Source organism: Sphingobacterium sp. InxBP1, from assembly GCF_026191775.1.
In the GTDB taxonomy this organism is placed as follows: domain Bacteria; phylum Bacteroidota; class Bacteroidia; order Sphingobacteriales; family Sphingobacteriaceae; genus Sphingobacterium; species Sphingobacterium thalpophilum.
Genome location: NZ_JAINDX010000047.1, coordinates 353891 through 377489 on the forward strand (window position 1 = coordinate 353891; position 23599 = coordinate 377489).

Annotated in this window: 19 protein-coding genes; 8 read left to right on the forward strand and 11 right to left on the reverse strand. The window is 42.9% G+C overall.

Features of this window, described 5'->3' with window-relative positions:
- Positions 1–50: 50 nt before the first annotated feature.
- From K7A41_RS17165 to K7A41_RS17175, 3 genes are read left to right on the forward strand one after another with little or no spacing between them, the layout of a single operon-like run.
- On the forward strand, positions 51–2030 hold the full coding sequence (locus K7A41_RS17165) for a helix-hairpin-helix domain-containing protein (protein WP_265714646.1): 1980 nt from the start codon (positions 51–53) through the stop codon (positions 2028–2030).
- Entirely contained in the window at positions 2027–4114 is a 2088-nt protein-coding gene (locus tag K7A41_RS17170) for a ComEC/Rec2 family competence protein (RefSeq protein ID WP_265714647.1), read from the forward strand. The genes K7A41_RS17165 and K7A41_RS17170 overlap by 4 nt, the downstream gene beginning before the upstream one ends.
- The gene (locus K7A41_RS17175) at positions 4111–6012 is read left to right on the forward strand and encodes a RecQ family ATP-dependent DNA helicase (protein ID WP_265714648.1); all 1902 of its coding nucleotides are present in this window, start codon (positions 4111–4113) and stop codon (positions 6010–6012) included. The genes K7A41_RS17170 and K7A41_RS17175 overlap by 4 nt, the downstream gene beginning before the upstream one ends.
- On the opposite strand, the gene K7A41_RS17180 is transcribed toward K7A41_RS17175, so the two are convergent.
- The 6 genes from K7A41_RS17180 to K7A41_RS17205 all read right to left on the reverse strand — a co-directional run bounded on the left by K7A41_RS17180 (position 6013) and on the right by K7A41_RS17205 (position 12625).
- Entirely contained in the window at positions 6013–6852 is an 840-nt protein-coding gene (locus K7A41_RS17180; protein ID WP_265714649.1) for a sulfurtransferase, read from the reverse strand. It lies immediately after the preceding gene.
- Between the two features lie 100 nt (positions 6853–6952).
- Positions 6953–8884 (reverse strand): 30S ribosomal protein S1, encoded by a 1932-nt coding sequence (gene rpsA, locus K7A41_RS17185; RefSeq protein ID WP_028072309.1) that lies wholly within the window; start codon positions 8882–8884, stop codon positions 6953–6955.
- Positions 8885–9089: 205 nt separating this feature from the next.
- A complete protein-coding gene (locus K7A41_RS17190) occupies positions 9090–10058 on the reverse strand; it encodes a YihY/virulence factor BrkB family protein (protein WP_265714650.1) in 969 nt (322 codons plus the stop codon).
- 1 nt (position 10059) lies between these two features.
- The gene (locus K7A41_RS17195) at positions 10060–10467 is read right to left on the reverse strand and encodes an acyl-CoA thioesterase (protein WP_028072307.1); all 408 of its coding nucleotides are present in this window, start codon (positions 10465–10467) and stop codon (positions 10060–10062) included.
- A complete protein-coding gene (gene mltG, locus K7A41_RS17200) occupies positions 10467–11507 on the reverse strand; it encodes an endolytic transglycosylase MltG (RefSeq protein WP_265714651.1) in 1041 nt (346 codons plus the stop codon). The genes K7A41_RS17195 and mltG overlap by 1 nt, the downstream gene beginning before the upstream one ends.
- A gap of 164 nt (positions 11508–11671) precedes the next feature.
- Complete coding sequence (locus tag K7A41_RS17205; protein ID WP_081818025.1) at positions 11672–12625, reverse strand: PASTA domain-containing protein; 954 nt, start codon at positions 12623–12625, stop codon at positions 11672–11674.
- Between the two features lie 151 nt (positions 12626–12776).
- On the opposite strand from K7A41_RS17205, the gene K7A41_RS17210 reads away from it, so the two are divergent.
- Complete coding sequence (locus tag K7A41_RS17210) at positions 12777–13787, forward strand: D-alanine--D-alanine ligase (protein ID WP_265714652.1); 1011 nt, start codon at positions 12777–12779, stop codon at positions 13785–13787.
- A 69-nt stretch (positions 13788–13856) separates the two neighbouring features.
- Here the strand turns inward: K7A41_RS17210 and K7A41_RS17215 are convergent, their stop codons facing one another.
- The 3 genes from K7A41_RS17215 to K7A41_RS17225 form a co-directional block, all read right to left on the reverse strand.
- Positions 13857–15065 (reverse strand): serine hydrolase, encoded by a 1209-nt coding sequence (locus K7A41_RS17215; protein ID WP_265714653.1) that lies wholly within the window; start codon positions 15063–15065, stop codon positions 13857–13859.
- A gap of 51 nt (positions 15066–15116) precedes the next feature.
- A complete protein-coding gene (locus tag K7A41_RS17220; protein ID WP_265714654.1) occupies positions 15117–15611 on the reverse strand; it encodes a dihydrofolate reductase in 495 nt (164 codons plus the stop codon).
- An 86-nt stretch (positions 15612–15697) separates the two neighbouring features.
- Entirely contained in the window at positions 15698–16519 is an 822-nt protein-coding gene (locus K7A41_RS17225) for a thymidylate synthase (RefSeq protein ID WP_028072302.1), read from the reverse strand.
- A gap of 185 nt (positions 16520–16704) precedes the next feature.
- Here K7A41_RS17225 and mtaB point away from each other — a divergent pair, with 185 nt between their 5' ends.
- Positions 16705–18027 (forward strand): tRNA (N(6)-L-threonylcarbamoyladenosine(37)-C(2))-methylthiotransferase MtaB, encoded by a 1323-nt coding sequence (mtaB, locus tag K7A41_RS17230; RefSeq protein ID WP_265714655.1) that lies wholly within the window; start codon positions 16705–16707, stop codon positions 18025–18027.
- 94 nt (positions 18028–18121) lie between these two features.
- Here mtaB and K7A41_RS17235 read toward each other — a convergent pair whose 3' ends face one another.
- Positions 18122–19018: an EamA family transporter gene (locus K7A41_RS17235; RefSeq protein ID WP_265714656.1), complete on the reverse strand. Its 897-nt coding sequence runs from the start codon at positions 19016–19018 to the stop codon at positions 18122–18124.
- Between the two features lie 214 nt (positions 19019–19232).
- Between K7A41_RS17235 and K7A41_RS17240 the strand changes: the two genes are divergently transcribed.
- The 3 genes from K7A41_RS17240 to K7A41_RS17250 all read left to right on the forward strand — a co-directional run bounded on the left by K7A41_RS17240 (position 19233) and on the right by K7A41_RS17250 (position 22047).
- Complete coding sequence (locus K7A41_RS17240; RefSeq protein WP_265714657.1) at positions 19233–19805, forward strand: C40 family peptidase; 573 nt, start codon at positions 19233–19235, stop codon at positions 19803–19805.
- Positions 19806–19977: 172 nt separating this feature from the next.
- The gene (locus K7A41_RS17245) at positions 19978–20397 is read left to right on the forward strand and encodes a hypothetical protein (protein WP_265714658.1); all 420 of its coding nucleotides are present in this window, start codon (positions 19978–19980) and stop codon (positions 20395–20397) included.
- Between the two features lie 90 nt (positions 20398–20487).
- On the forward strand, positions 20488–22047 hold the full coding sequence (locus K7A41_RS17250) for a calcineurin-like phosphoesterase C-terminal domain-containing protein (protein ID WP_265714659.1): 1560 nt from the start codon (positions 20488–20490) through the stop codon (positions 22045–22047).
- Positions 22048–22247: 200 nt separating this feature from the next.
- Here the strand turns inward: K7A41_RS17250 and K7A41_RS17255 are convergent, their stop codons facing one another.
- Positions 22248–23561, reverse strand: coding sequence for a mechanosensitive ion channel family protein (locus K7A41_RS17255; RefSeq protein WP_265714660.1), 1314 nt, complete (start codon positions 23559–23561; stop codon positions 22248–22250).
- Positions 23562–23599: the final 38 nt, after the last annotated feature.

The following is a 23599-nucleotide window of genomic DNA, read 5'->3' on the forward strand; positions in this document are numbered from 1 at the left end:
ATTGCAGCAAAACTTTGCTCATCATAGGTTGTTTTGTTGGATCAACCTGTATGGCGCAAGCACAAGAGAACATCAATCCTGAAGAGTTATTTGAAAGCTTGTCGGAAGAACTTCCTGAAGATACCGACTTAAGCGAAATCAGCGAAAAATGGTATTACTATCTAAAACATCCTATTGATCTCAATAAGACCGATGGAACAGCATTAAACGAGTTGCAGTTTCTCAACCCTTTGCTGTTGCAGCGTATCCTGGAGCATCGTCAGGTTTCCGGCAATTTTATTCACGTACTGGAACTGCAGTCGATTGAGGGCTTTGATGCGAGGTTGGTAAATCTATTGCTTCCGTTTGTCCGTGTGGGAGAAACGAGCCCACTGAAAGACGCTAAATTAAGAGATTTTTCCCATGAGCTGATGATCCGCTATGGGAAGCTTCTCGAAAAAGCAAAAGGATACCAGATCACCGATACGAGCAGGTCCCGCTACCTTGGCGATGCCAATAAATATGCGGTCCGGTACCGGGCGGCGCTTAAAGACAAGATCCGACTGGCGATCAATATGGAAAAAGATGCTGGCGAACCTTTTTTTTCGGGTAGGCAAAAATTGGGATTCGATTTCTACAGTGTGAGTTTAGCCGTAAAGAAAGCCGGCCGGATAAACAATCTCATTATCGGAGATTATGCCTTGCAATTCGGACAGGGTATCAGCATGTGGAACGGTCTAAGCTTCGGCAAGGGCGGGCTTGTACAGAACACCGCCCGACAGGGCATAGGCGCCAAACAGTATACCTCACTGAATGAAACCAATTTTATGCGTGGCTTGACAGCAACTATACAGCTACAGCCATTGGAGATCACTCCTTACTTTTCTTATCGATCTATTGATGGCAATGTTACGGATCAGGATGGGGAGCGTATCCTTAAGACTATCGCGGTGTCAGGATTGCACCGCACGCCTACAGAACTTCGCTACCGGAATGCTGCCCATCAGATGACTTACGGAATAAATATACTGTGGCGCTACAACCGCATGAAAATCGGTGTCAATGTCAATCAATCCCAATTGGATGCCATTAAAGTAAAAGGGAGTGGTCTAAGGCAACAATACGATTTTGAAGGAGACTTATTGCGGAATGTTTCTTTATATACAAACTATACGTTTCGCAACTTACATCTATTTGGCGAGTTCGCAAGTAGTCTCGATGGAGGGACCGCCTGGTTGTTCGGAACGATTATGAGCTTACATCAACGTCTATCCTCCGTGTTGCTGATCCGCGATTACAAGAGGAATTTCCATACGTTCTATGGACAGGGATTTGGTGAATCGAGTAATACTGCAAATGAGCAGGGCGCTTACCTCGGGCTTACTTATCAGCTTGCAAGAAAACTCCTCTGGTCCAACTATGTGGACATATTCAGATTTCCCGAGGCCAGATATCAAGCAGATACAAGCTCGTTAGGAGCTGATATTTTTAGTCAGCTCACATATATGTGGTATAAAAAAGGCCAGCTTTCTCTCCGGTACCGCAACCGGCTGAAACAGGTAAATTACTCCGGAGAAGGAAATACCGAAACAGGGCTGGTGAATACGGCAAAACAACAAGTGAGACTCGAATTTCAGTATAAATTGGACCGTGTATGGACCATCCGTACACGCGCAGAGGCCAATCTGTATCAAAAAGAACACGAAGAAAACACCTTCGGATACTTATTTTACCAGGACATTTTCTGGAAGCCCTCCGCTGGCAAAATTCAGCTGAATTCAAGGGTGGCGTATTTTCAGACAGACAGCTACGACAACCGCATGTATGCATACGAGAATGACGTACTTTACGGATCTAGCTTTGGCATGTATACCGCAACGGGCTGGCGGACCTACATGAACGTACGGTACCGCGTCGGTAATCGTCTGGATATATGGGCAAAATATGGGGTATACTTTTACCCGGGGATGGAGACGATCGGATCAGGGCTAGATGAGATCAATGGCGGCCGAAAATCGGAAATCAAGATACAGTTAAGGTGGCAGCTATGAGTGATTTAAGTTTCGATCAAACGCTGGAGCGGGTTCCATTACTGAAGATCGCGATTGTATACGTTATGGCGCTGCTTGTGGCGCCGCTGTTTGGGTTTGATGTGGTATCCTTTTCATATCTGAAGTCTGGGCTGCAGGTCATGGCGCTGCTGACAGTGTGCTGTTATTTTCTAGGTAGTCGACCGCTGGGACGCTGTTATCCGATATTTTATTATATCGTTATTCTACTGTTTGGAGTCTGGCAATATTGGCGTAATGACCCTCGTTATGTCAAAGATCATTTTTCGCATTTTAATCTCGATAGCTATGTCGTCGAGGTGAATGAGGAACCGAAAGTGAAATCTGACTTCATCCGGTTCTCCGCACAAGTTACCGGTGGATATATGCAGGGCAATTTTATCGCTTTAAAGGGTAAGATGATGGTGAGCCTCCGCGACACATCCAAAAACTTACTGCAATATGGAGACAAGCTATGGTTACAAGGCCGTGCAAAAGTTGTAGATCCCCCTTATAATCCTATGCAGTTTGATTATCGTGGCTATTTAAAAAAATCGGATATCCATCATCAACTTTTTCTGAAATCCGGACAATATAGAATTGTTGGGTCAGCTTTGCCCAGCTATTTTGATATCAGGGGAATGGCGTTGCGGATCCGCCAGCACTTTCTGATGAAGTTGTATCCTTATTTCTCCGAGGAACAGTATTTTTCAATAGCCGCAGCATTGTTGTACGGTTTCCGTAGCGATATCAGCGAAGATAATATCCGTGCGTTTACCAATACAGGCACCATTCACGTGCTGAGCGTTTCGGGTATGCATGTGGCTATACTTTTCGGATTTCTATCGCTAATTTTTAAACGGATCAGCTGGCGGGGGCCAGCCTCATGGCTGCCCTTTCTACTGACTCTCTTGATTATCTGGTCTTATGCATTTATTGCTGGATTGGATCCCCCCATAGCCAGAGCGGCCATCATGATCAGTTTCATCGTATGTGCCGAACACTTTAGACGAAGCCGTTCTACGTTCAATACCTTGATAGCGGCTGCACTACTTATTCTGATCTGTGCCCCCCGTTCCATCATGGATGTTGGCTTTCAGCTCTCTTTTCTAGCCGTACTCGGTATGACCCTGCTTATTCCGATTTTCGAACGGGTCATAGTGGTCACAAGTCCTGTGTTCCGCTTTCTAAGGGACACATTCAGTATTTCCATCGCTGCCCAGCTGCTGACAACACCACTCAGTCTCTATTATTTTGGTCAGTTTCCCACCTATTTTCTATTTGCCAACCTGCTTGTCGACTTTCCGTCCAGCCTGATTATGTACCTCGGTTTCGTGATGACCGTCAGCCCATTGGAGTGGCTCAACCATATGCTGGGTGATGTTTTAGAGTATCTGATTGCGGTAATATTATCTTGTTTAAAGTATATTGAGCGCTTAGCATTTTCGACAGTCAGGTATGATATCATCGATATCGGTTTTCTACTGCTTTCCTACTTCGCTATCTTTTTGCTGCTATATGCGTATCAATGGAGAGATAAGAAATACGCTTATCTAGGCCTTTTTTGTATAGTCGCAATGCTACTGATCGATCTCCATGATCGTACAACGAAGATCGATAGTGAACAATTTCGGGTTTATAATACCCGAAATGAGCTGACCATAGCCTACTTCAGGCACCGGAGAGGGCTGATCTATAGTACCTTTGATTCTTTACAGCATACTGCCCTGCAATATGCTTGCGGACGGGAGATTTCTGCGCTGACAGCGGGCGATCAAGTCCAGTTTATCCCTTTGACCAACGATAGGCGAAAAAATTATTTGATCTCCCTTCCTATAGGTAAAATAGCCGTTATCGAGCAGCGCAGTGATCGGCTTCCGCAGGCTGATTTGGCCATTGTCCGAAAGAACGCCGTCAAAGAGCTATCCATTCTCATTGGGCAAATCAGACCCAAACTGATTATCGTTGATGGATCCAATTCCTTGAGGTATGTACAGCAGACAAAGACTGAACTTGACAGTTTGGGTGTATCCTATTATATCTTAAAAGATAATTTTGCGTATGTTTGGAATAAGGAGAACTTATGACATTAGATAGTCTATCCATCTTAAGACAATATTGGGGATTTGAATCCTTCCGACCTTTACAGGAGGAAATCATCCAATCGGTCATGTCGGGTAAAGATACCCTGGCCCTTTTGCCAACTGGCGGGGGAAAGTCTATTTGTTTTCAGGTGCCGGCTCTGATGAAAGAAGGGATATGCATTGTTGTTACCCCACTTATTGCCCTGATGAAAGACCAGGTCGAACATCTGCAAAAAAATGGTATTCAGGCAGTGGCGATTTATTCCGGAATGAAAAAACGGGAAGTCGATATTACCTTAGACAATTGTGTCTACGGGCAGATCAAGTTTTTGTATCTTTCGCCCGAACGGCTTTATAGTGATTTGGTCAGGGAGCGTATACGTTATATGAAGGTTAATCTCTTTGCTGTTGATGAAGCACATTGCATCTCCCAATGGGGCTATGATTTCCGCCCACCGTATCTGGAATTGGCCAGGCTCAGAGAACTGCATCCCGACGTCCCCTTCTTGGCCCTGACGGCAACAGCAACAGAGCGGGTTATTGCTGATATACAGCGCAAGTTAGGTTTTCCGGCGTCGAATGTATTTGTCAAAAGTTTCTTGCGGGACAATTTGGCTTATATGGCAATCGAGGAGGAAGATAAGATGGGACGCATGGTGCGTATTATCCATAAGCTGGGCGGCTCTGGTATCGTTTATGTCAGAAATCGCAGAGAGACACTGGAAATCGCCCGAATATTAATCAACAATGGTATCTCGTCAGATTATTATCATGCGGGCCTACCCGGACCGGAACGGGACCAAAAACAAGATGCCTGGATGAATAACAATATTCGTGTTATTGTTGCGACCAACGCCTTTGGAATGGGGATCGATAAGCCTGATGTGCGATTTGTGATCCATCTGGATCTACCTGACTCCTTAGAAGCCTATTATCAAGAGGCTGGTAGGGCAGGACGGGACGGAAAAAAAGCTTATCCGGTCATTCTCTACCAGAAAAATGATGAACAAAAATTGCTTGACACGCTGCAGGCAAGTTTTCCGGATATTCCTTTTATCCAGCAGAGTTATCATTACCTATGTAACCACTTCCAGATTCCCTATGGGGCTGGAGCAGGGATTACCGTGGATTTTGATGTAGTTACATTTGCGAAGAAGTATCAGCTGCCGTTGGTTCCGGTGATGAACGCGCTGAAGTTTCTGGAACGTGATGGCTGGCTCACGTTGTCCGAAGCAGTAACAATACCTTCACGGTTTAAATTTGAGATAGATCATACCGAACTGTACAAGGTGCAGGTACAATATGCAAAATATGATAAATTGATCAAGGCAATTTTGCGTACCTATGGTGGTGTATTTGAAAATTATATTCTGATCAATGAATATGAGTTTGCCAACAAGCTTGGGATACCTTATGCAAAGGTTGTCGAACTGTTAAAGTCCTTGGAAGGATTGGAGATAGCAAGCTATCTGCCGTCTACTGACGCTCCACAGCTAACTTTTTTACAGAATCGCGTTGACTATAAACACTTGCATATCGATCATATTTTTATCCGCGAACGCCATCAGGTAAAAGAAGATCAGGTCAATGGAATGATTGGTTATATCGAAAAGTCACATTGCCGTAGTCAGTCTTTGCTGCTTTATTTCGGAGAAAAGAATGCAGGATTTTGTCAGGTTTGTGACCTGTGCCTGATCCGGAATCATCAGGAAAACCAGCGAGCAAAAATCAAGCAAGAAGTTAAAGTCAGCTTATTGGCCGGACCCAAAAGCCTGCATGATCTTGTCGGTGGTCTGACGGTTGGCTCGGAAAAAAGAAGAATAGAGATTATTCGTGAGCTACTTGACGCTGAGGTCATCCGTCTGGAGGCAAATCTCTATTCCTGGAACACGTTATTCTGATTATTTCTCTGTAGGAAGGTTTAGTTCCTCACGGCCCCATTCAGACCATGATCCATCGTAAACGCGAATGTTGTGCTGCCCCGAAAGATAGCAGGCGAAAGCCAGTATGGAGGCGGTGATCCCAGAGCCACAGGTGAACACATGTTCTTTTTCCATTGTTTTAAAATGCTCGAATTGTCGTTTTAATTCAGCGACATCCTTATAGCAAACACCGTCAAGTACTTCTTCAAAGGGTAGGTTTCTGGAATGGGGGATATGCCCACCATTGAGCCCCTTACGCGGCTCAGCTACTAAACCATTAAAGCGTCCTTTGCTGCGGGCATCGAAGATACTGACTTCCGATGATCTATAATGTGCTAAAATGTACTCTTTATCGGCATATAAGTTTTTTTGAAAATGCGCTTCAAAATTACCGTTTTTGATGTTCTCTTGATAGCCATTTACCAATGGATACTTTGTTTCTTTCCAGGCAGGAAGACCACCGTTTAGAATATATACCTGATTGAATCCCATTACCTTAAACATCCACCAGCCTCTTGGACTGGAATAGATACCCCATCGGTCGTATAAAACCACTGTGCTATCTTGATCAACGCCTAGGGCTCGCACACCGCGTTGAAAAACCTGTTCGGAAACCAAAGTATGTGGCAATTTAGAGGCAGGATCGGAAAATTTTCCTTCAATGTCGAAAAATAGTGAATTGGGAAGTAATTCTAATGGAGCATCTTGTAACGATTGGCCAACCTTATCGATCGTGCAGTCGAGTAGGATGAGGTGGTCGTTTTTTGTTAGTGCCTCCTGAAGTTCCGCAGGGCTAATTAAGGCTGATTTGAATGACATAACAATAACACTTATAGACACAAATTTACAAAGCAGACCGTTAAAAACAAAGAGGCGGTCCATATGTGGACCGCCTCTTTTTATGGATTTAAATAGCTAATTACTTAGCGTTTTTATCATTTTCCATTTGCTCTTTCAATTGAGCTAACACGTCTAAGTCGCCTAAAGTAGATTTTTCAACAGAATCTTTTACTTTTTTCACAGCTGAAGATTCAGCTTTAGCGTCTTTTTTACGATTGTTGGACTCTTCTTTGCGAGCTTCTTCTTTCTCTTCTTCCCAGATACGAGAGTGAGAGATTACTAGACGTTTGTTTTCTTTGTTGAATTCGATGATTTTGAATGAAGCAACTTCATCAACTTTCAATGAAGAACCGTCTTCTTTAACTGAGTGTTTAGAAGGACAGAAACCTTCAACACCATACTGTAAAGCTACGATGTCACCTTTATCACCCACTTTGATCACAGTACCTTCGTGGATAGAACCTTCAGTAAAGATTGTTTCGAAAGTATCCCAAGGGTTTTCTTCCAATTGTTTGTGACCTAAAGATAATTTGCGGTTTTCTTCGTCTAGCTCTAAAACAACGACGTCTAATGTTTCACCAACTTTAGTAAATTCGTTCGGGTGATTGATTTTCTTAGACCAAGATAAATCAGAGATGTGGATCAGACCGTCGATACCTTCTTCTAGTTCAACAAATACACCGAAGTTAGTCATATTCTTAACTACAGCAGTTTGTTTAGAACCTACAGGGTAACGCTCAGTAATATTTTTCCAAGGATCTGGAGTCAATTGTTTGATACCTAAGCTCATTTTACGCTCATCACGGTCCAAAGTTAAGATTTGAGCTTCGATCTCATCACCCACTTTCAAGAACTCTTGAGGAGAACGTAGGTTTTGTGACCAAGACATTTCTGAAACGTGGATCAGACCTTCAACACCAGGGATGATTTCTAGGAAAGCACCGTAATCAGCAACTGTTACGATTTTACCTTTAACTTTAGAACCAACTTCCAACGCGGTATCTAAAGATTCCCAAGGATGCTCAGACAATTGTTTCAAGCCTAAAGCGATACGTTTCTTCTCATCATCAAAGTCTAATACAACAACGTTGATTGTTTGATCTAGAGACAAAACTTCTTTTGGATGCTCGATACGGCCCCAAGAGATATCTGTGATATGTAACAAACCGTCAACACCACCCAAGTCGATGAACACACCGAAGTCAGTGATATTTTTAACTGTTCCTTCTAATACTTGACCTTTTTCTAATTTAGCTACGATCTCAGATTTTTGGTTTTCTAAGTCGTTTTCGATTAATACTTTGTGTGATACAACAACGTTTTTGAATTCGTGGTTGATTTTAACAACTTTGAATTCCATTGTTTTACCTACGTATACATCGTAGTCACGGATAGGTTTGATATCGATTTGAGATCCAGGTAAGAATGCTTCAACACCTTTGATGTCAACGATAAGACCACCTTTAGTACGGCTCTTAACGAAACCAGTAATGATAGCATCGTTTTCCAATGCTTCATTGATAGCTTCCCAAGATTTTTGAGTTTTAGCACGTTTACGAGAAAGTACTAATTGACCGTTAGCATCTTCTTGAGATTCAACAAATACGTCAACTTTGTCACCAACTTTTAATTCTGGTAAGTCACGGAATTCTGATAAAGAGACTAAACCGTCAGATTTGAAACCAACATTTAAGACAACGTCTTTGTTGTTGATAGAAACTACAGTACCTTCGATAATTTCACCTTGATTAACCTGGTTGAAAGTATCAGCGTATTGTGCTTCAAGTTTAGCGCGTTCAGCTTCGCTATAATTTCCGAAACCTTTATCATTCGCATCCCAGTCAAATTCACCTTCCGGTGTGATCCAAGTGTTTGATTTGATTTCGTCGATTAAGTTTGAATCAGCTTCTGATTCAATTTTTTCAGTGTCTTTCACTACTTTAGTGTCAGCACCTTGTAGCTCCGCGTTTTTCGCTGCTAATTCTTTTTCTGCTTCTTGTTTTTTTGCCATTAATTAATTTTCTCCTTTTTCCTACGTTGTAGGAGTTGCAAAGGTACAAAAAATCTTTTATTCCAAAACTTTATTTTTCTATATTTTATTGAAAGACTTCCACTTATCCCAAAGGAAAGGTATCCATATAGTCGCAGCCCTCGTTATAAAGTCGATTGGCACACCGTTGCAAAGACCAGAACATCTTGAATAGTTACGAAAGATGCTAGCGTGCATCTTTCTTGAATGAGTTGAAAATCCGAGGTTTGGCGATGACTATGGTTTGTTTGGAGAGGGCAATGGCAGCATTTAATTCATATCCCAGTAATAAGATAAGTGTGTTTAAATAGATCCAGAGCATGATCACAATCAAAGTCCCGATAGACCCGTACAATTTATTATATGCGCCAAAGTGGTTGATATAAAAAGTAAATATAGAGAATGTCAGAATGGCGAGGATAGTTGCCATGGATGCTCCCGGACTAAATAACTTCCATCTGTTGGAGGTAGATGGACCAAATTTATAGATGCAGCTTACCGTAAAAAAATAAATGGCGAAAATGATCATCCAGCGTGCGATTTTTAATAATATAGCCCACATGCTGGATTTGATACCTGTTGTTTCCTTCAGGTAGTCGATGGTGATACCAGCAATAGTGAATATGGTCATGCCCACAGTCAGCGCAAAGATAATCAGGAAGGCCAGGGCCAAGGCAATGACACGTTTTTTTGCCCACGGTCTTTTTTCTGTCATTAAAGAAGCCTTGTTAAAGGCATTCATCAATGAAGCCATTCCGTTGGTGGCAAAATATGTTGCAAACAAAAAACCAAAGGAAAGTAACCCACCGTTCTGGTTTTTGATAATATCTTCCAATGTGGTCTCGACGACAAGGAACGCATTTTTCGGGATTACTACTGCGAGAAAATCCAGTAGCTGCTCCTGAAAGTTGTCGATTGGAATATAGGGAATCAAAGTAAACAGAAAAATAATACCGGGGAATATAGCCAGCAAAAAACTATAAGATAAGGAAGATGCCTTGCTCACGATAGAGTCTCTGGAAAGCTCCTGAAAAAAAAATACCGCAACGGTGTATAAGGGGAGTGATCCAAATCCCGGCAGTATGATGTGCTTACTCCATTCGATCAGTCTAAAATAAGGTTCAAATCTTAATAGCCATTGGTGGAATTTCCCCATATCAATTAAAATATTTACTCATTTTATCGAGGAAGACCTGTGGTGGCATACAGGGTTTGTTTTTCTCCATATTCACAAATACCAGTGTAGTCTCCCCTTGGTTGAGCAGTTCACCGCTCTCATTGAAAAGCTCATATTCAAAAACAATGCGTACAGCAGGCTTTTTGCGTATCGTAACTCGTATTGTAATCAGGTCGTCATACTTTCCCGGCTTGAGATATTTTGTTTTCATCTCCGTGACAGGAAGCATGACGCCCATCTCTTCCAGCTCTTTATAGGATATGCCTGTGCTCCTGAGCATTTCGGTCCGTGCAATTTCGTAAAATGCAGCATAATTCCCATAATAGACATAACCCATTTGGTCCGTCTCAGCATAGCGCACACGAATCTGATGATCAAATACAAACATTACTTTTTGATATTTCTTGCGTCTAGCGCCTGTTGGAATTTACGGGCATTGACTAAATGCTCGGCTTCTGTTGTGGCAAAGTTATGATAGCCCGAGAAGTCATCTTTGGCACACATATAAATATAGTCATGCTGTTTAAAGTTTAGTACGGCATCTATAGCAGCTATGCTGGGGATGGAAATAGGCCCCGGAGGCAATCCTCTATAAATGTATGTGTTATAAGGATTATCCATTCTCAGATGCTTGTTGAGTACCCTTCTGATGGAAAAGTCGTTGTTGGCGAAGATCACAGTCGGGTCGGCCTGAAGCAACATGCCTTTTTTCAGACGGTTCAGATATAACCCTGCGATCATAGGCATCTCGTCCTGGTGCAGGGCTTCGCCTTTTACAATGGACGCCAAGGTACTGACCTGCTGTTGAGTCAGGTTAAGGGCTTTTGCTTTGGTCATCCGTTCAGCGTTCCAGAACTTTTTCCATTCGTCGTCAAAGCGGGCGATGATCTTCTCCGGACTTGTGTTCCAATAAATCTCGTAGGTATTGGGAATAAATATTGAAATAAAATTTTCTTTGGTAAAACCAAATTTCTGTGCAATAGTTTCATCATTCAATATCGCGATAAACGCTGCTGAATCAGCTTCGAAATTTTTGCCGAGCAATGCAGCCATATTCTCTTTTAGGCGAACGTTGGCGAACCTAAATTTAACGGGTTCCTGATAGCCGCCCATCAGATTTCCGATCAGACGCCTGTTGTTCATACCGGGGCTTAACAAATATCGGCCTGATTTAATACTTTGGGCATATTTTTTATACTGTGCTGCCCGTTCAAAAGATGCGATATCATCCAGCAGATTGGAATCCCGGATTGATTTCAGGACGTCTTCATATTTTTCACCCTCATGGATGTAAAGGTATTTCTTTTCTCCAGATACGTTGGAAGCAAAAAATGCACGGTAAAAGATCCAGGCAAAATAGCCGCCGATCACGATAACGATGACTAACCCAATTTTTAGCCAGCTTGGTATTCCTTTTTTATTTTTCATTCATTTATATTTTCAGTTGCAAGAAACTCAGGTACGCTAGTCCGATAATTGCCCAGAGCCAAGATTATCACTGTTTTGCTTCATCAGCTTATTGTTTTTATGTATTAACGGTATTTTCCTGCGCTATAGTTCGTAGGCTGCCGGTCAAATCCTTTCCCGTAGCATCAGAAGCCCAGACTATTGCTTTTATTTTCCTTTTTTTGTGTTGCCCCTGGTGGATTTGTTGATTTTGCCGGTGAGCCTGTTGTCGTCGGTTTTGCTGGGACTGTAGACTTAACCGGAAGGTTTGTCTGTGACGGATTAGTTTGCGGCTTGGACATACCTGTCGTCCCCGGTGTTCCAGTTGCCGTAGGAGCGGGAGCCGTAAGAGAAAGCGTGACATCAATTTTAGCCCCGAGGCTCGTTAATCCCTTTTCTATTCCCGGTGACTGCGCACTGATCACGGCAGTCGTTGTATCGGTGACATTGGGGTCGTACGTGACAGTACCTAAGCCAAGGCCTGCACCCGAAAGCGCAAATTTAGCTTCATTCAGCGGCAGACCGATCAGGTTCGGAATTTCCACTTCGTTTGCCCCAAGGCCATTGCCCAGCACCAGGTCAATACGCGAACCTTTCGGTATCATTCGGCCATTTCGGATCGACTGACCGGCAAACTGGGCATCTAAAACGATATCGCGGGCGATGTCTGCCACATAGGATGTATCACCTATTTTAAGGTTATGATTTTTTAGAATGGCTGTTGCTTCAATGAGTGTTTTGTCTTTAATATTTGGAAAAGCAACTTCGGGAGCCACCTGTGTGATAATCGTAAGGTATATTGTCCGACCCGATTTCACGTGAAATCCCTGTTCGGGATCTTGTTCGATCACCAGGCCGGGTTTGGCATCCATCTGATAAACAGAGTCGATCTGGTACTCTAGTCCTGCATTTTCCAATGCCTGCAGCGCAGCATTGATATGTAGACCTTTTACTTTTGGAACCGCTATCGATTCATCATGTTTAGTATATATTTTCAGTCCAACATATATAGCCAGAAATAGACAGATTATCGCGATAAATGCGGCAATAAGATTCTTCCTGAATGTGGGCGTCTGAAGATATTGTACGATTTTGGACATTTTCTATATATAATATTAAAGATGAATTCTGCATAAGACCGCAATATTGACGCCAGTTTAGCAGAATGGTTAAATTAAAATTATTCGTCACAAAATTATTCGTTTTTCCGTGTATAGCAAATTATATTTGCTATTCGAATCGCTAAAATTTATGAAAGCAAAAATAGCATTAATAACCGGAGGTTACACGGAGGAGGCGGCAGTTTCTTTCAAAAGTGCAGCCTTTGTATACACTCAGCTAGATCACGAAAAATACGATGTTTATCGGATTACGATCAGTAAGGAGGCTTGGTTTTATGAAGATCCGAATGGTGAACGCCATTCCGTTGCTAAGGAAGATTTTACACTTCCACTACAAGAGGAAACCATCACCTTTGATCTGGCCTTTATCATGGTCCATGGCGTACCCGGGGAAGACGGCAGGCTGCAAAGTTATTTTGATCTGCTGAACATACCGTATACCTCATGTGATGCGCTGACGTCGGCACTGACAATGAATAAAGGGTACACCAAAGCGGTATTAAGCGGTATTCCCGAGTTATTTCTCGCCAAGTCCGTGTTGTTGTTCGAGTCGCAACGGGTGGATGCTATCCGTATCGTGGAAAGTAAATTGTCCCTTCCTTATTTTGTGAAGCCCAATGCTGGTGGAAGCAGCATCGGAATGACCAAAGTGAAAGAAGCTTCCCAGCTGCAGCAAGCCATTGATAAAGCCTTCGATGCTGAAAATACGGGAAAACAGGTGATTGTTGAGGAATTTGTGACGGGGCGGGAGTTTTCAGAAGGGATTTTTCGCAATGCTGCGGGCGAGCTGATAGTCTTACCGGCAACAGAGGTACGTACCACACGCGAATTTTTTGACTATGAAGCCAAATATGTACCCGGGCTGACAGAAGAAATAACACCGGCAGATCTAACTGTAGAGCAGCAGCAACGCGCTGCACGTATTCTGAAGGAGATTTATGTACGTCTGAACTGCAAAGGGATGGTCCGTGTAGATTTCTTTTTGGAAAGCGGTACCGATAAGTTTTATTTCATCGAAATCAATACCATCCCGGGACAGACAGCACAGAGTTTTATTCCACAACAAGTCCGTGCTTATGGTATGAAGGAAGGGGAGTTTTACGCCGAGCTCATCGAAAGTGCCTTGAAGCGTCCGGTCTAAGCGATTGCCTCTGCAAAAAAATATAGCAGAAAATAATATAAAGGCTTTCATGAACTGAATGCCTTTATATTATTTTCTAAAATCAAATCTGGATAGATCCGGTCTGATTGTCTTTGTTCTTTTCAATTCTTCTTGATAGATCAATTGCCCGATATTTTTCAGGAAAGGATAGGTGACCGTTTCGTATTCATAGATACCGTCGTTGTAGATGCCATTTTCATTCGATTGTACCACGACCGCAAGCAAAAACTCGACACCATGTTTGAAATCAACAATGTAAGCATTGTCGATATTATATCCATACGAATCTCCGTACTTATTGAAGATCCGGATATCTGGATTTAAAAACGCATTTTTGTCCCTGCCATAGAAAAGTAATTTGCTGTATGTTGGCCAGAACTCCGTGGTATCATATTTGGGAAAATCGGATTCAAACGGGTAACGCGACATATAATCGTAAAGTAACGCGTAATCATCCGGATGTAGGTTAAAACGTTCATTACGTTTAAAAGCTTCGGGAAACAGCAGTTTTTTTAAGATGAGCTGTTGATCTTCCAGCGCATATGCATTTAACCCCTCGAAACTCCAGGGTTCGTGTACCAGCTGTTCCCGGTCGTTTATATAACCTTTTCCCTGAAGTGTATTTTCAAGTTTAATGTCATAATCTTTTGGATCATATTGCGCTGGCTGCTGATAGATGACCTGATTGCCCTTATAGAATGTAATGGGGTTGGTGTGTCTGGACCATATTCCCTTGTCGCCGATGGCCAGGCGATTGACAATTCTGCTGTGCATAGCCCCATGTTTTTGGAGCTTCGCATTTAGTGGCGCACGGCCAATAAATTCAAACAACCTGTTTTGAGCATCGTTATCGCTGGTCAATAATATTTTTTTTATATACTGTGCTATGGAAGGGAGGCCGTTTTTGGCGGACTCATCTTTTGCAACTGCTGTTTGTCTTTCGAATGCCGTATCAATGCGTAGCGGAGTGTCTTTGGTCAATTCGGCTAGGTTCAGGTCGTTGAGTTTCTCAAGGGCAAAAATGGCCGTCGGAAGTTTAACCGTGCTCGCTGGATAGAAGTACCAGTTTGGATTCAGCCTATAACTATATGATCTAAAATGCGGGATGTTGGATTCGTCACGATCTATCTGCGTGTAGAGGATCTGAACCTCTTTTTTTGTTGGATGATCCAATATAGGCTGAAAAAGATCGGGCCGGCTCCGGAGCAGCTTTTCTAAATAGACCGTATCGATCTGCTGCGCATAGCTGTGTGTCATAAAAAAGACAAGGAATAAGAAAAAACACTTATGCATATTATGTCAAAGCTCTTACTTTTTTATATACACTTCAAAAGTGTAGGCAAAGGCATGCCTATCATCGGCAGCATGCAATTCTGAGGAAACGAGTTCCCAGTCTTCTGACGATAGGGAAGGAAAGAAAGCATCGCCGGGTATCGTTGTATGAACACGGGTCAGCAATACTTTACTTGCCAAAGGCAGCGCTTGCTGATAAATATTCGCTCCCCCGATGATGAATACCTCACGTTCATCACGGCAATAGAGTAGCGCTTCCTGGATGCTGTTGGCCACATCCACTTCATCGGCCTGAAATTCGGCGTTTCGGGTAATAACGATATTCCTTCGTCCGGGCAATGCTTTGCCGATAGCGTCAAATGTTTTTCTCCCCATCAGCACCGAATGGTCCAGCGTGTTCTTCTTGAAATATTTGAAATCATTGGGTAAATGCCATGGCATTTGGTTATTGATACCTATGGCATTGTTCTCTGATGCAGCTACAATTAATGTTATCGTTGGGTTACTCATCGTTTTATCTGTATTAAATTGTGGTGCGCAAAATGCTATGAATAAGCGGAATCTTGCTGGCAAATGTATGTTATCCTCCGATAATATTATACGGCGACTGGTGCCTTAATATGCGGGTGCGATTGGTAATTTAACAATTCAAAGTCCTCAAATTTGAAATCGAAAATGTCCCTGACCTCCGGATTTATTTTCATCTGCGGAAGTGACATTGGTGCGCGACTCAGCTGCAGTTCGGTCTGTTCGAAATGATTGCTGTAGATGTGGGCATCACCTAATGTATGAATAAATTCTGCCGCTTCCATGTCGCAGACCTGTGCGACCATCATCGTCAATAGGGCATAAGAGGCGATATTAAAGGGAACCCCCAGGAAGATATCCGCGCTCCGCTGATAAAGCTGGCAAGACAACTGTGGCTTCAATATGCCTTTTTCAGGTTGCGCTGGGGCAACATAAAATTGGAAAAAGGCATGGCAGGGCGGGAGTGCCATATGTTCGATTTCAGCGACATTCCATGCCGACACAATGATACGACGGGAGTCAGGAGATTTTTTTAACTGGTTTATGACCTGCGCGATCTGGTCAATATGACGGCCATCCGGCGTTGGCCAGGAGCGCCATTGTGAGCCATACACTGGGCCTAGGTTGCCCTGTTCGTCTGCCCATTCGTCCCAAATGCTTACCCCGTTTTCTTTGAGGTACTTGATATTGGTTTCACCTTTCAAAAACCAGATCAGCTCATGGATAATTGATCGTAAATGTAATTTTTTTGTCGTCACCAAAGGGAAGCCTTCCCGGAGATCGAAACGCATCTGATATCCAAAGACACTTTTGGTACCAGTACCGGTACGGTCTGTCTTTACTACACCGTTTGTATAAACATGCCTGAGTAAATCTAAATATTGTTTCATGGATTACATTTCTATAACGTGAATTTAATCTCCCTGATTTGCAACATGCGGGCCAGCCGCCTGCAGGGCTGGTTGCTGATTTCTACCGGGACAGTCAAAACTAAGGAAAATCCCTATAACGAGAAAGTCAAAACTTAAATTGATAGGAGGGGTTACTGAAAAAAAATGTAATTTTGCAAAATATTATGGAGAATAAAAAGGTAGCTTTCTATACACTTGGATGTAAGCTGAATTATTCAGAAACATCATCCATAGGCCGCTTGTTTAAGGATGCGGGCTATGAGACCACTGCGTTCAACAGCCGGGCAGATGTTTATGTGATCAATACCTGTTCTGTCACTGACAATGCAGACAAGAAGTGTAGAAAGGTGGTCAAGGAGGCATTAAAGCACTCCCCAAACGCCTATATTACGATCGTAGGCTGCTATGCACAATTAAAACCGAAGGAAATCGCGGAGATTCCGGGGGTCGATATGGTGCTAGGAGCGGCTGAAAAGTTTAATATTATCGAACATATCAATGACCTGACCAAGCAGGAGAAAACGATTGTTTATAATGGCCCGATTGATGAGACCAACCAGTTTGTGTCGGCTTACTCGATAGGTGATCGTACCCGTACCTTTTTAAAGGTTCAGGATGGATGTGATTATTCCTGTACTTTTTGTACTATCCCGCTGGCACGGGGCAGCAGCCGCTCGGGCAAAATTGATGATATCGTACGTCAGGCAGAAGAAATTGCTGCTTCCGGAGTGAAAGAAATCGTACTCACAGGAGTCAATATCGGTGATTTTGGGATTCGCAACGGTAAACGCGAAGACCGGTTTCTGGATCTGGTAAAAGCCTTGGATGAAATAGAAGGAATTGACCGCATCCGCATCTCTTCCATTGAGCCCAACCTCCTGTCCAATGACATCATTGAATTTGTGGCCCAGTCCAAACGTTTTGTACCACACTTTCATATGCCTTTGCAATCGGGGAGCAATAAAATCCTGGGCCTGATGCGCAGGAGATATCGACGTGAGCTGTACACTGAACGTGTAGAATTTATCAAAAATCTGATGCCAAACTGTTGTATTGGCGTGGACGTGATTGTAGGATTTCCGGGAGAGACCCGTGAGGACTTTATCGACACCTATAATTTTCTGAACGAACTGGATATATCTTATCTGCATGTGTTTACGTATTCGGAACGTGAAAATACCATTGCGGCTCAGATGGAAGGAGCAGTTCCGGGGGCACAGCGGAGTGACCGGAGCAAGATGCTGCATATCCTTTCTGAGAAGAAACGCCGTGCTTTTTATGAATCGCAGTTGGGGGCTATTGGTGATGTGCTGTTTGAAGCGGACGAAAAAGACGGTTATATGCATGGCTTTTCCAAAAATTACGTCAAAGTACGCTCTCTTTATGATCCATTGTTGGTCAATGAGGTTATTCCTGTGAAGTTTATGGAAGTAACAGATAGCTGTGAAGTTGAGGTGGAAGAAATTCCTGAAACCTTGGCACATTAACGCCTATACCTTTCTCAGCCTTTCAAAATGTTGTATTCAGAGGTTTCCCTTTATTGAGTCTGGAACAGCTTCTTTTTTACGGAATTAAAGACCGTTAATGTGCTTCCTCTTTGGCGGCGTTCAGCCAGATGACTGTGCCGAGGATCAACAATACGCCGAGCCATTGCAGCCATGTCACAGACTCATGCAGGATGAAATATGACATGCACGTCGCCACCGGAAGTTCGGCAGAACTTAATATTCCGCCCAATGAGAACCCCGTTTTGGGTAAGCCGTAGGCGAATAGTAACGGTGGGATCACGGTGCCGAATAGCGAAAGGATAAGCCCAAAATATAGATAGTGATGATCAAATTGTCCATTGAATAAGTAAACAGGGGGAAATAGGGTAAAGATGAGCACACAGGAACCTGTTACCATGATTGCACTTTTTTGTACTGGGTGATAATCATTGCCCACGCGGCCATTTACAATCATAAACACCGAGTATGCCGTGGCAGCAAGCAAGCCAAATACAATTCCAGTGAGATTAAGCTGGCTGAGTCCCTTTTCAATCAGTCCGGTCGCCAACAACGTGGCCATTAGGACGATTCCGATCCCGATCAAATTGTTTTTGGACGGCTTGGTCCTGAAAAAAATAAATTCAATGACCACACCAATCCAGATATACTGCATCAGCAATACAATAGCCAATGAAGCTGGAACAAGCTGTACACATTTGTAATATAATACACTGACTAAGCCGGTGGATGTGCCACTGACCAGAATTTTGACCCAGGATGACTTTCGAGCTTCCGAAGTTGTTGGACCGGCCGAAAATACGTCCATCAGGATCAAGATAATCCATAGAATCAGCATGCCAAACAATACCTGGATTCCTGTTACCTGCCCCAGCGTAAGCCCCTGACCATAGGCTTTTTTTACAAAAGTAGATAATATCCCGAAACTGCTTGCACCTAAAAAGACGGCTAATGCACCTTTTAATTTTTCCATTCACAAATAAATTAGCCGGCAAAGTTACGATTCTGAACAATTCTTTCCTCGCCCAGACCTTCTTGTTGACAGAAAAAGGACTTTCTACTTGCCGCTTTTTTTAGGAAGTACATGTATCTCTGCATCATCGTCTGTTCGGCGGTGAGACACTGAAATAAAACTTGTGGAAAAAAAGCAATTTTTCTATGTTTGTTTTACCGGAATGATATCGGCTATGATGATTGCTAGATCTTATTACATTTTCTTTTTGAGCACGTTATTGTTGTTGACTAGCTGTTCAACGAAGAGAAAAATACTCAGTTCCAATTCCCACGCTTCGGGTTCGGTATTGACCGATGCCAGTACTGCGCGTGGAAAGACGTTTTCCGGGTCAAGGCTCGACAATTACGCGGCATTACTCGACGTGAGTCCCAAAAAGCTTAATCCCCAATTATATTCCTTTATCGATGACTGGATGGGTATACCGCACCGCATGGGCGGACAGACGAAAGCCGGAGTGGACTGCTCAGGTTTTGTAAACCTCCTTTATATAGAAGTGTACAAAGGAAGCCTGCCGCGTACATCAAGGGATATGGAGGGCATCGTCAAAAAAAAGAAACCCGAAAAGCTGGAAGAAGGAGATCTGGTCTTCTTCTCTTTTGGTCGAAAAGGAATCGACCACGTCGGCGTATACTTACATAATAACAAGTTTGTGCATGTCTCCACACGTAAGGGTGTCATCATATCGGATCTTTCGGACAGCTGGTATGCCAAAACCTTTGTTGATGCTGGATCACCAAAGATTTGAAGCTGAAGACATGTAGGTTTTATGTCATATGTTTATATAATCTTTTATACGGTATATAAATCCTTATTTTTGTCAAAATTTTATAGAAATGACAATAAAAAGTAAAAAGATTTTTTTGGGCCTATGTGTTATTGTGCCATTTTTGATGTATTGTGTCTATTATTATAGCAATATGATCAAGAACGCACCTTTCCGTTTTGCGGATTTTGAATCGATTGAATTCAAATACGGTGAACCCAACCACATGGTCAATGAATACAACTCAAAAACACGCATCTATAAATATTTGAACAAACAGGATTCGCTGATCACCGATACCGTAAAATTCACCAAAGATGACCTATTATACCTGCATCGTAAAGCGATGGAATTAGGCTTCTGGAATTTAGATACGGACATGACTGGCCCGCAGTGGAAAGAAGATTCTACACACTCTACCGTGCCGCGTTTTTATTTGAAATATACTTATCAAGAGAAGTCAAAAGCGGTTACGCTTGATGCAGACTTTGCTGGCAATCCCCGGATGCATGATGCGGCCAAATCAATGATTGACGAAGTCAACCGTATGCTGGCGACTGCGCAGGCGCGATAGTAAAAATATGGGTGTTTTATAATTACTTTATATTCCCTTTATTTTCTTTTAATCCCAATAGGGTACTTTAGCGGCAAAACTACATTTCACATGAAAGCATTTTTAGCAATCGCCGCCGCCTGCGTATTGACCCAGTCAATGCAGGCTCAGGAACTCGCAAAGGGTAAGGTTTATCTGGATATAAACAAGAATGGAAAATTAGATAAAAATGAAAAAGGATTAGCTGGCGTTTCCGTTAGCAACGGCCGCGAAGTCGTCATCACCGATCAAGATGGCCGTTATAAGCTACCTGTCGGTGCCGACAATATCATTTTTGTGATTAAACCGAGTGGATACAACTTGTCGCTGGACACTGATAACCATCCAAAATTCTATTACATCCACAAAACAAAGGGAAGTCCACAATCCAAATACTCAGGTGTCGCCGCAACTGGAAAAATTCCGGCAGCCATTGATTTTGCGTTGTATGAGCAAGAGGAAAGCCCTGGGTTTTCAGCTTTTATCTTCGGCGACCCCCAGGCTTATACGGAGGAAGAGCTAGCGTTTTTCAAGAATGGTATAATCAACGAAATTACGGATAAATCGGTTGCCCGATTTGGGATTAGCTTGGGCGACCTGGTAGGAGACGATCTGTCGTTGCAGCCCAAATATAAATCGGTTATATCTGCTATGGGACTGCCTTGGTACAATGTTATGGGCAATCATGATATGAATTATGATGCTAAAGCGGACAGTCTCTCGGACGAATCTTTTGAAAAAACATTTGGACCAAACAATTATGCGTTCAACTATGGCAACGCACATTTCATTGTACTGGATGATATTATTTATCCAAATCCACGCACAGGAAAGGGATACTTGGGCGGTTTTCGAAGGGACCAACTGGACTTTGTTGAAAATGATCTGAAGCATGTCGATAAGGATAAACTCGTTGTGCTGGCATTTCACATTCCTCTGTACCACCAAAATTCAGATGTGTTCCGCGATGAAGACCGGCAGCGCCTATTTGATATTTTGGCTCCTTTTAAATATACGCTGTCGCTGTCCGCGCACACACATTTTCAACGGCAGTATTTCTATAGAAAACAGGATGGCTGGAAGCAGGAAAAACCGCATCATGAATACAATGTAGGCACGACTTCGGGCGACTGGTATTCGGGTGAACTGAATGACAAAGGAATTCCGGTTTCCACCATGCGCGACGGTACGCCAAAAGGCTATGCGATTTTAAAGATTGATGGTAATCAATATAGCTTTGATTATCGCGTTGTCGGCAAGCCTGCAAGTCACCAGATCGAGCTTTACGGAGCGTCAATAATACCCGAAAAGTATAGCAGACGTTATCCGATTTATGCCAATTTCTTTATCGGAAAAGAAGGCGATAAGGTGATGTGGCGTATTAATCAGGGGGAGTGGAAAGAAATGAGCTACGTCAATGAACACGATCCTGCTTTTTTGGGAACCTTGGCAAAGTACGACACGGCGAAGCAGCTGCTTACGACCCGCCGGCCATCCAACCCCGAAAAATCAAGTCACTTATGGATGACGAACCTTCCAAAGCTGAAAGCAGGGAAATACCAGGTTCAAATTAAAGCTGTCGATATGTTTAACCGTGAACATTTTGCCACAAAAGATGTTGTGGTCGAATAATTTTAAGTTTAAAGTTAACTTAAGATGCACTTAACATAGTAGAACTATATTTGTATAGAGTAATTTTTGATTCATAAAGAGTTAGGGTTAATGTGTAGATCTGTTGTGAAACACGTCTGAAAATTTAGTTTGTTTTTAAAGTGAAAAGGTAATCTCCCCGGATTACCTTTCACTCTTTTAGGGCAGACCGTTTAGCCGGCTCAGTGCAGTACACTGAAGTGTTGTCCCTTTACGAAATGCCTGAAATCGTCTGAAGCAGGATTTTCAAACACCTCAAGATCGAAGTATTTTATTGCAGCAAATAAGTGGTCAAAGACATCGGATACGATACCTTCATAAAATTCCCACCGAATATCGCTGACAAAGAAATATAGTTCCAGCGGAACGCCGTGTTCTGTTGATGCAAGCTGGCGTACCATCAGAGGCATTGTTTTGTGGATCTGCGGATTTTGCCGTAAATACGTGAGTGCGTAGGCTCTAAATAGGCCTAGATTCGTCATTTTGCGACCATTGATCGGAGTGGAGGGATCGATGTGGTGCTTCAGATTGTAGGCATCAATCGTGGCCGCCCGCTCCTCAATATAAGGACGTAGGATCTGAATATTCTTTAGCTTATCGATTTCTTCGTTTTCCAGAAATCGGATAGTAGAAATCTTGATATGTATTGCCCGTTTGAGTCGGCGTCCGCCCGACTGTTGCATACCTCTGTAGTTTTTAAAGGAGTCCGATAGCAAGGTATGTGTGGGGATGGTGGTTATCGTTTTATCGAAGTTCTGTACCTTCACATTGTTGAGGTTGATTTCCCTGACCGTTCCATCTGCCCCGTATTTGGGCATTTCGATCCAGTCTCCCACGCGTATAGAGTCATTGGCTGAGACCTGTATGCTTGCGACGAAACCTAAGATCGTGTCTTTGAAAACCAGCATGAGGATAGCTGAAGCCGCTCCTAGAGACAGCAGAAATGACCATGGAGAGTTGCCCGTCAGGATCGAGAAACAGATGGTTCCCCCGATGAATAAGAGGATGATCTGGCAGACCTGAAGATAACTTTCCAGCGGTTTGTCGGCAAAGGATTTACGCGTGCGAAGAATATCGCGCACGCTTTTCAACAGCGAATGGATGATCATTAAACTCACAATCGTTGTTGCAATGGCGAGCACCTTATTGATGTTCTCTTTCCAGGTCGGAAAACCCATAAAGATCATGGGGATGATATATTGTGCTGCCAGGATGGGAACGAAATGGGCAATGAGTTTAAGGGTCTTATTCCTGATCAGAAGATCATCAAAACGGTTGGTACTTTTCCTGATTGCTTTAATGGTTAATAGCAGAAGAGTTCTTTTGCTAAAATAGTCGACAATGACTAGAAAAAGGATGACGGCAAGTAATAATACAATGGAGTTGAGAAAATGGCTGGTCTGATTGTCCAGACCGAGGCCTTTAATCCATTGAAATGTCCAGTTGTAGATTTGAGATTGCGGATCTTTTAATAATGCTGTTGTTGTGTTTTGCATCTTACAAATATACAAAAAGCCGCATTTGCGGCTTTTTG

What these genes read in the sequence shown, in the direction of transcription:
- K7A41_RS17165 (WP_265714646.1), top strand. Translation starts at nt 51, where the DNA reads ATGGCGCAAGCACAAGAGAACATCAATCCTGAAGAGTTATTTGAAAGC.
- K7A41_RS17255 (WP_265714660.1), bottom strand. Translation starts at nt 23,561, where the DNA reads ATGCAAAACACAACAACAGCATTATTAAAAGATCCGCAATCTCAAATC.
- K7A41_RS17215 (WP_265714653.1), bottom strand. Translation starts at nt 15,065, where the DNA reads ATGACACACAGCTATGCGCAGCAGATCGATACGGTCTATTTAGAAAAG.
- K7A41_RS17235 (WP_265714656.1), bottom strand. Translation starts at nt 19,018, where the DNA reads ATGGAAAAATTAAAAGGTGCATTAGCCGTCTTTTTAGGTGCAAGCAGT.
- K7A41_RS17220 (WP_265714654.1), bottom strand. Translation starts at nt 15,611, where the DNA reads ATGAGTAACCCAACGATAACATTAATTGTAGCTGCATCAGAGAACAAT.
- K7A41_RS17195 (WP_028072307.1), bottom strand. Translation starts at nt 10,467, where the DNA reads ATGTTTGTATTTGATCATCAGATTCGTGTGCGCTATGCTGAGACGGAC.
- rpsA (WP_028072309.1), bottom strand. Translation starts at nt 8,884, where the DNA reads ATGGCAAAAAAACAAGAAGCAGAAAAAGAATTAGCAGCGAAAAACGCG.
- mtaB (WP_265714655.1), top strand. Translation starts at nt 16,705, where the DNA reads ATGGAGAATAAAAAGGTAGCTTTCTATACACTTGGATGTAAGCTGAAT.
- K7A41_RS17210 (WP_265714652.1), top strand. Translation starts at nt 12,777, where the DNA reads ATGAAAGCAAAAATAGCATTAATAACCGGAGGTTACACGGAGGAGGCG.
- K7A41_RS17240 (WP_265714657.1), top strand. Translation starts at nt 19,233, where the DNA reads ATGATGATTGCTAGATCTTATTACATTTTCTTTTTGAGCACGTTATTG.
- K7A41_RS17170 (WP_265714647.1), top strand. Translation starts at nt 2,027, where the DNA reads ATGAGTGATTTAAGTTTCGATCAAACGCTGGAGCGGGTTCCATTACTG.
- mltG (WP_265714651.1), bottom strand. Translation starts at nt 11,507, where the DNA reads ATGAAAAATAAAAAAGGAATACCAAGCTGGCTAAAAATTGGGTTAGTC.
- K7A41_RS17245 (WP_265714658.1), top strand. Translation starts at nt 19,978, where the DNA reads ATGATCAAGAACGCACCTTTCCGTTTTGCGGATTTTGAATCGATTGAA.
- K7A41_RS17225 (WP_028072302.1), bottom strand. Translation starts at nt 16,519, where the DNA reads ATGAAACAATATTTAGATTTACTCAGGCATGTTTATACAAACGGTGTA.
- K7A41_RS17180 (WP_265714649.1), bottom strand. Translation starts at nt 6,852, where the DNA reads ATGTCATTCAAATCAGCCTTAATTAGCCCTGCGGAACTTCAGGAGGCA.
- K7A41_RS17175 (WP_265714648.1), top strand. Translation starts at nt 4,111, where the DNA reads ATGACATTAGATAGTCTATCCATCTTAAGACAATATTGGGGATTTGAA.
- K7A41_RS17250 (WP_265714659.1), top strand. Translation starts at nt 20,488, where the DNA reads ATGAAAGCATTTTTAGCAATCGCCGCCGCCTGCGTATTGACCCAGTCA.
- K7A41_RS17205 (WP_081818025.1), bottom strand. Translation starts at nt 12,625, where the DNA reads ATGTCCAAAATCGTACAATATCTTCAGACGCCCACATTCAGGAAGAAT.
- K7A41_RS17190 (WP_265714650.1), bottom strand. Translation starts at nt 10,058, where the DNA reads ATGGGGAAATTCCACCAATGGCTATTAAGATTTGAACCTTATTTTAGA.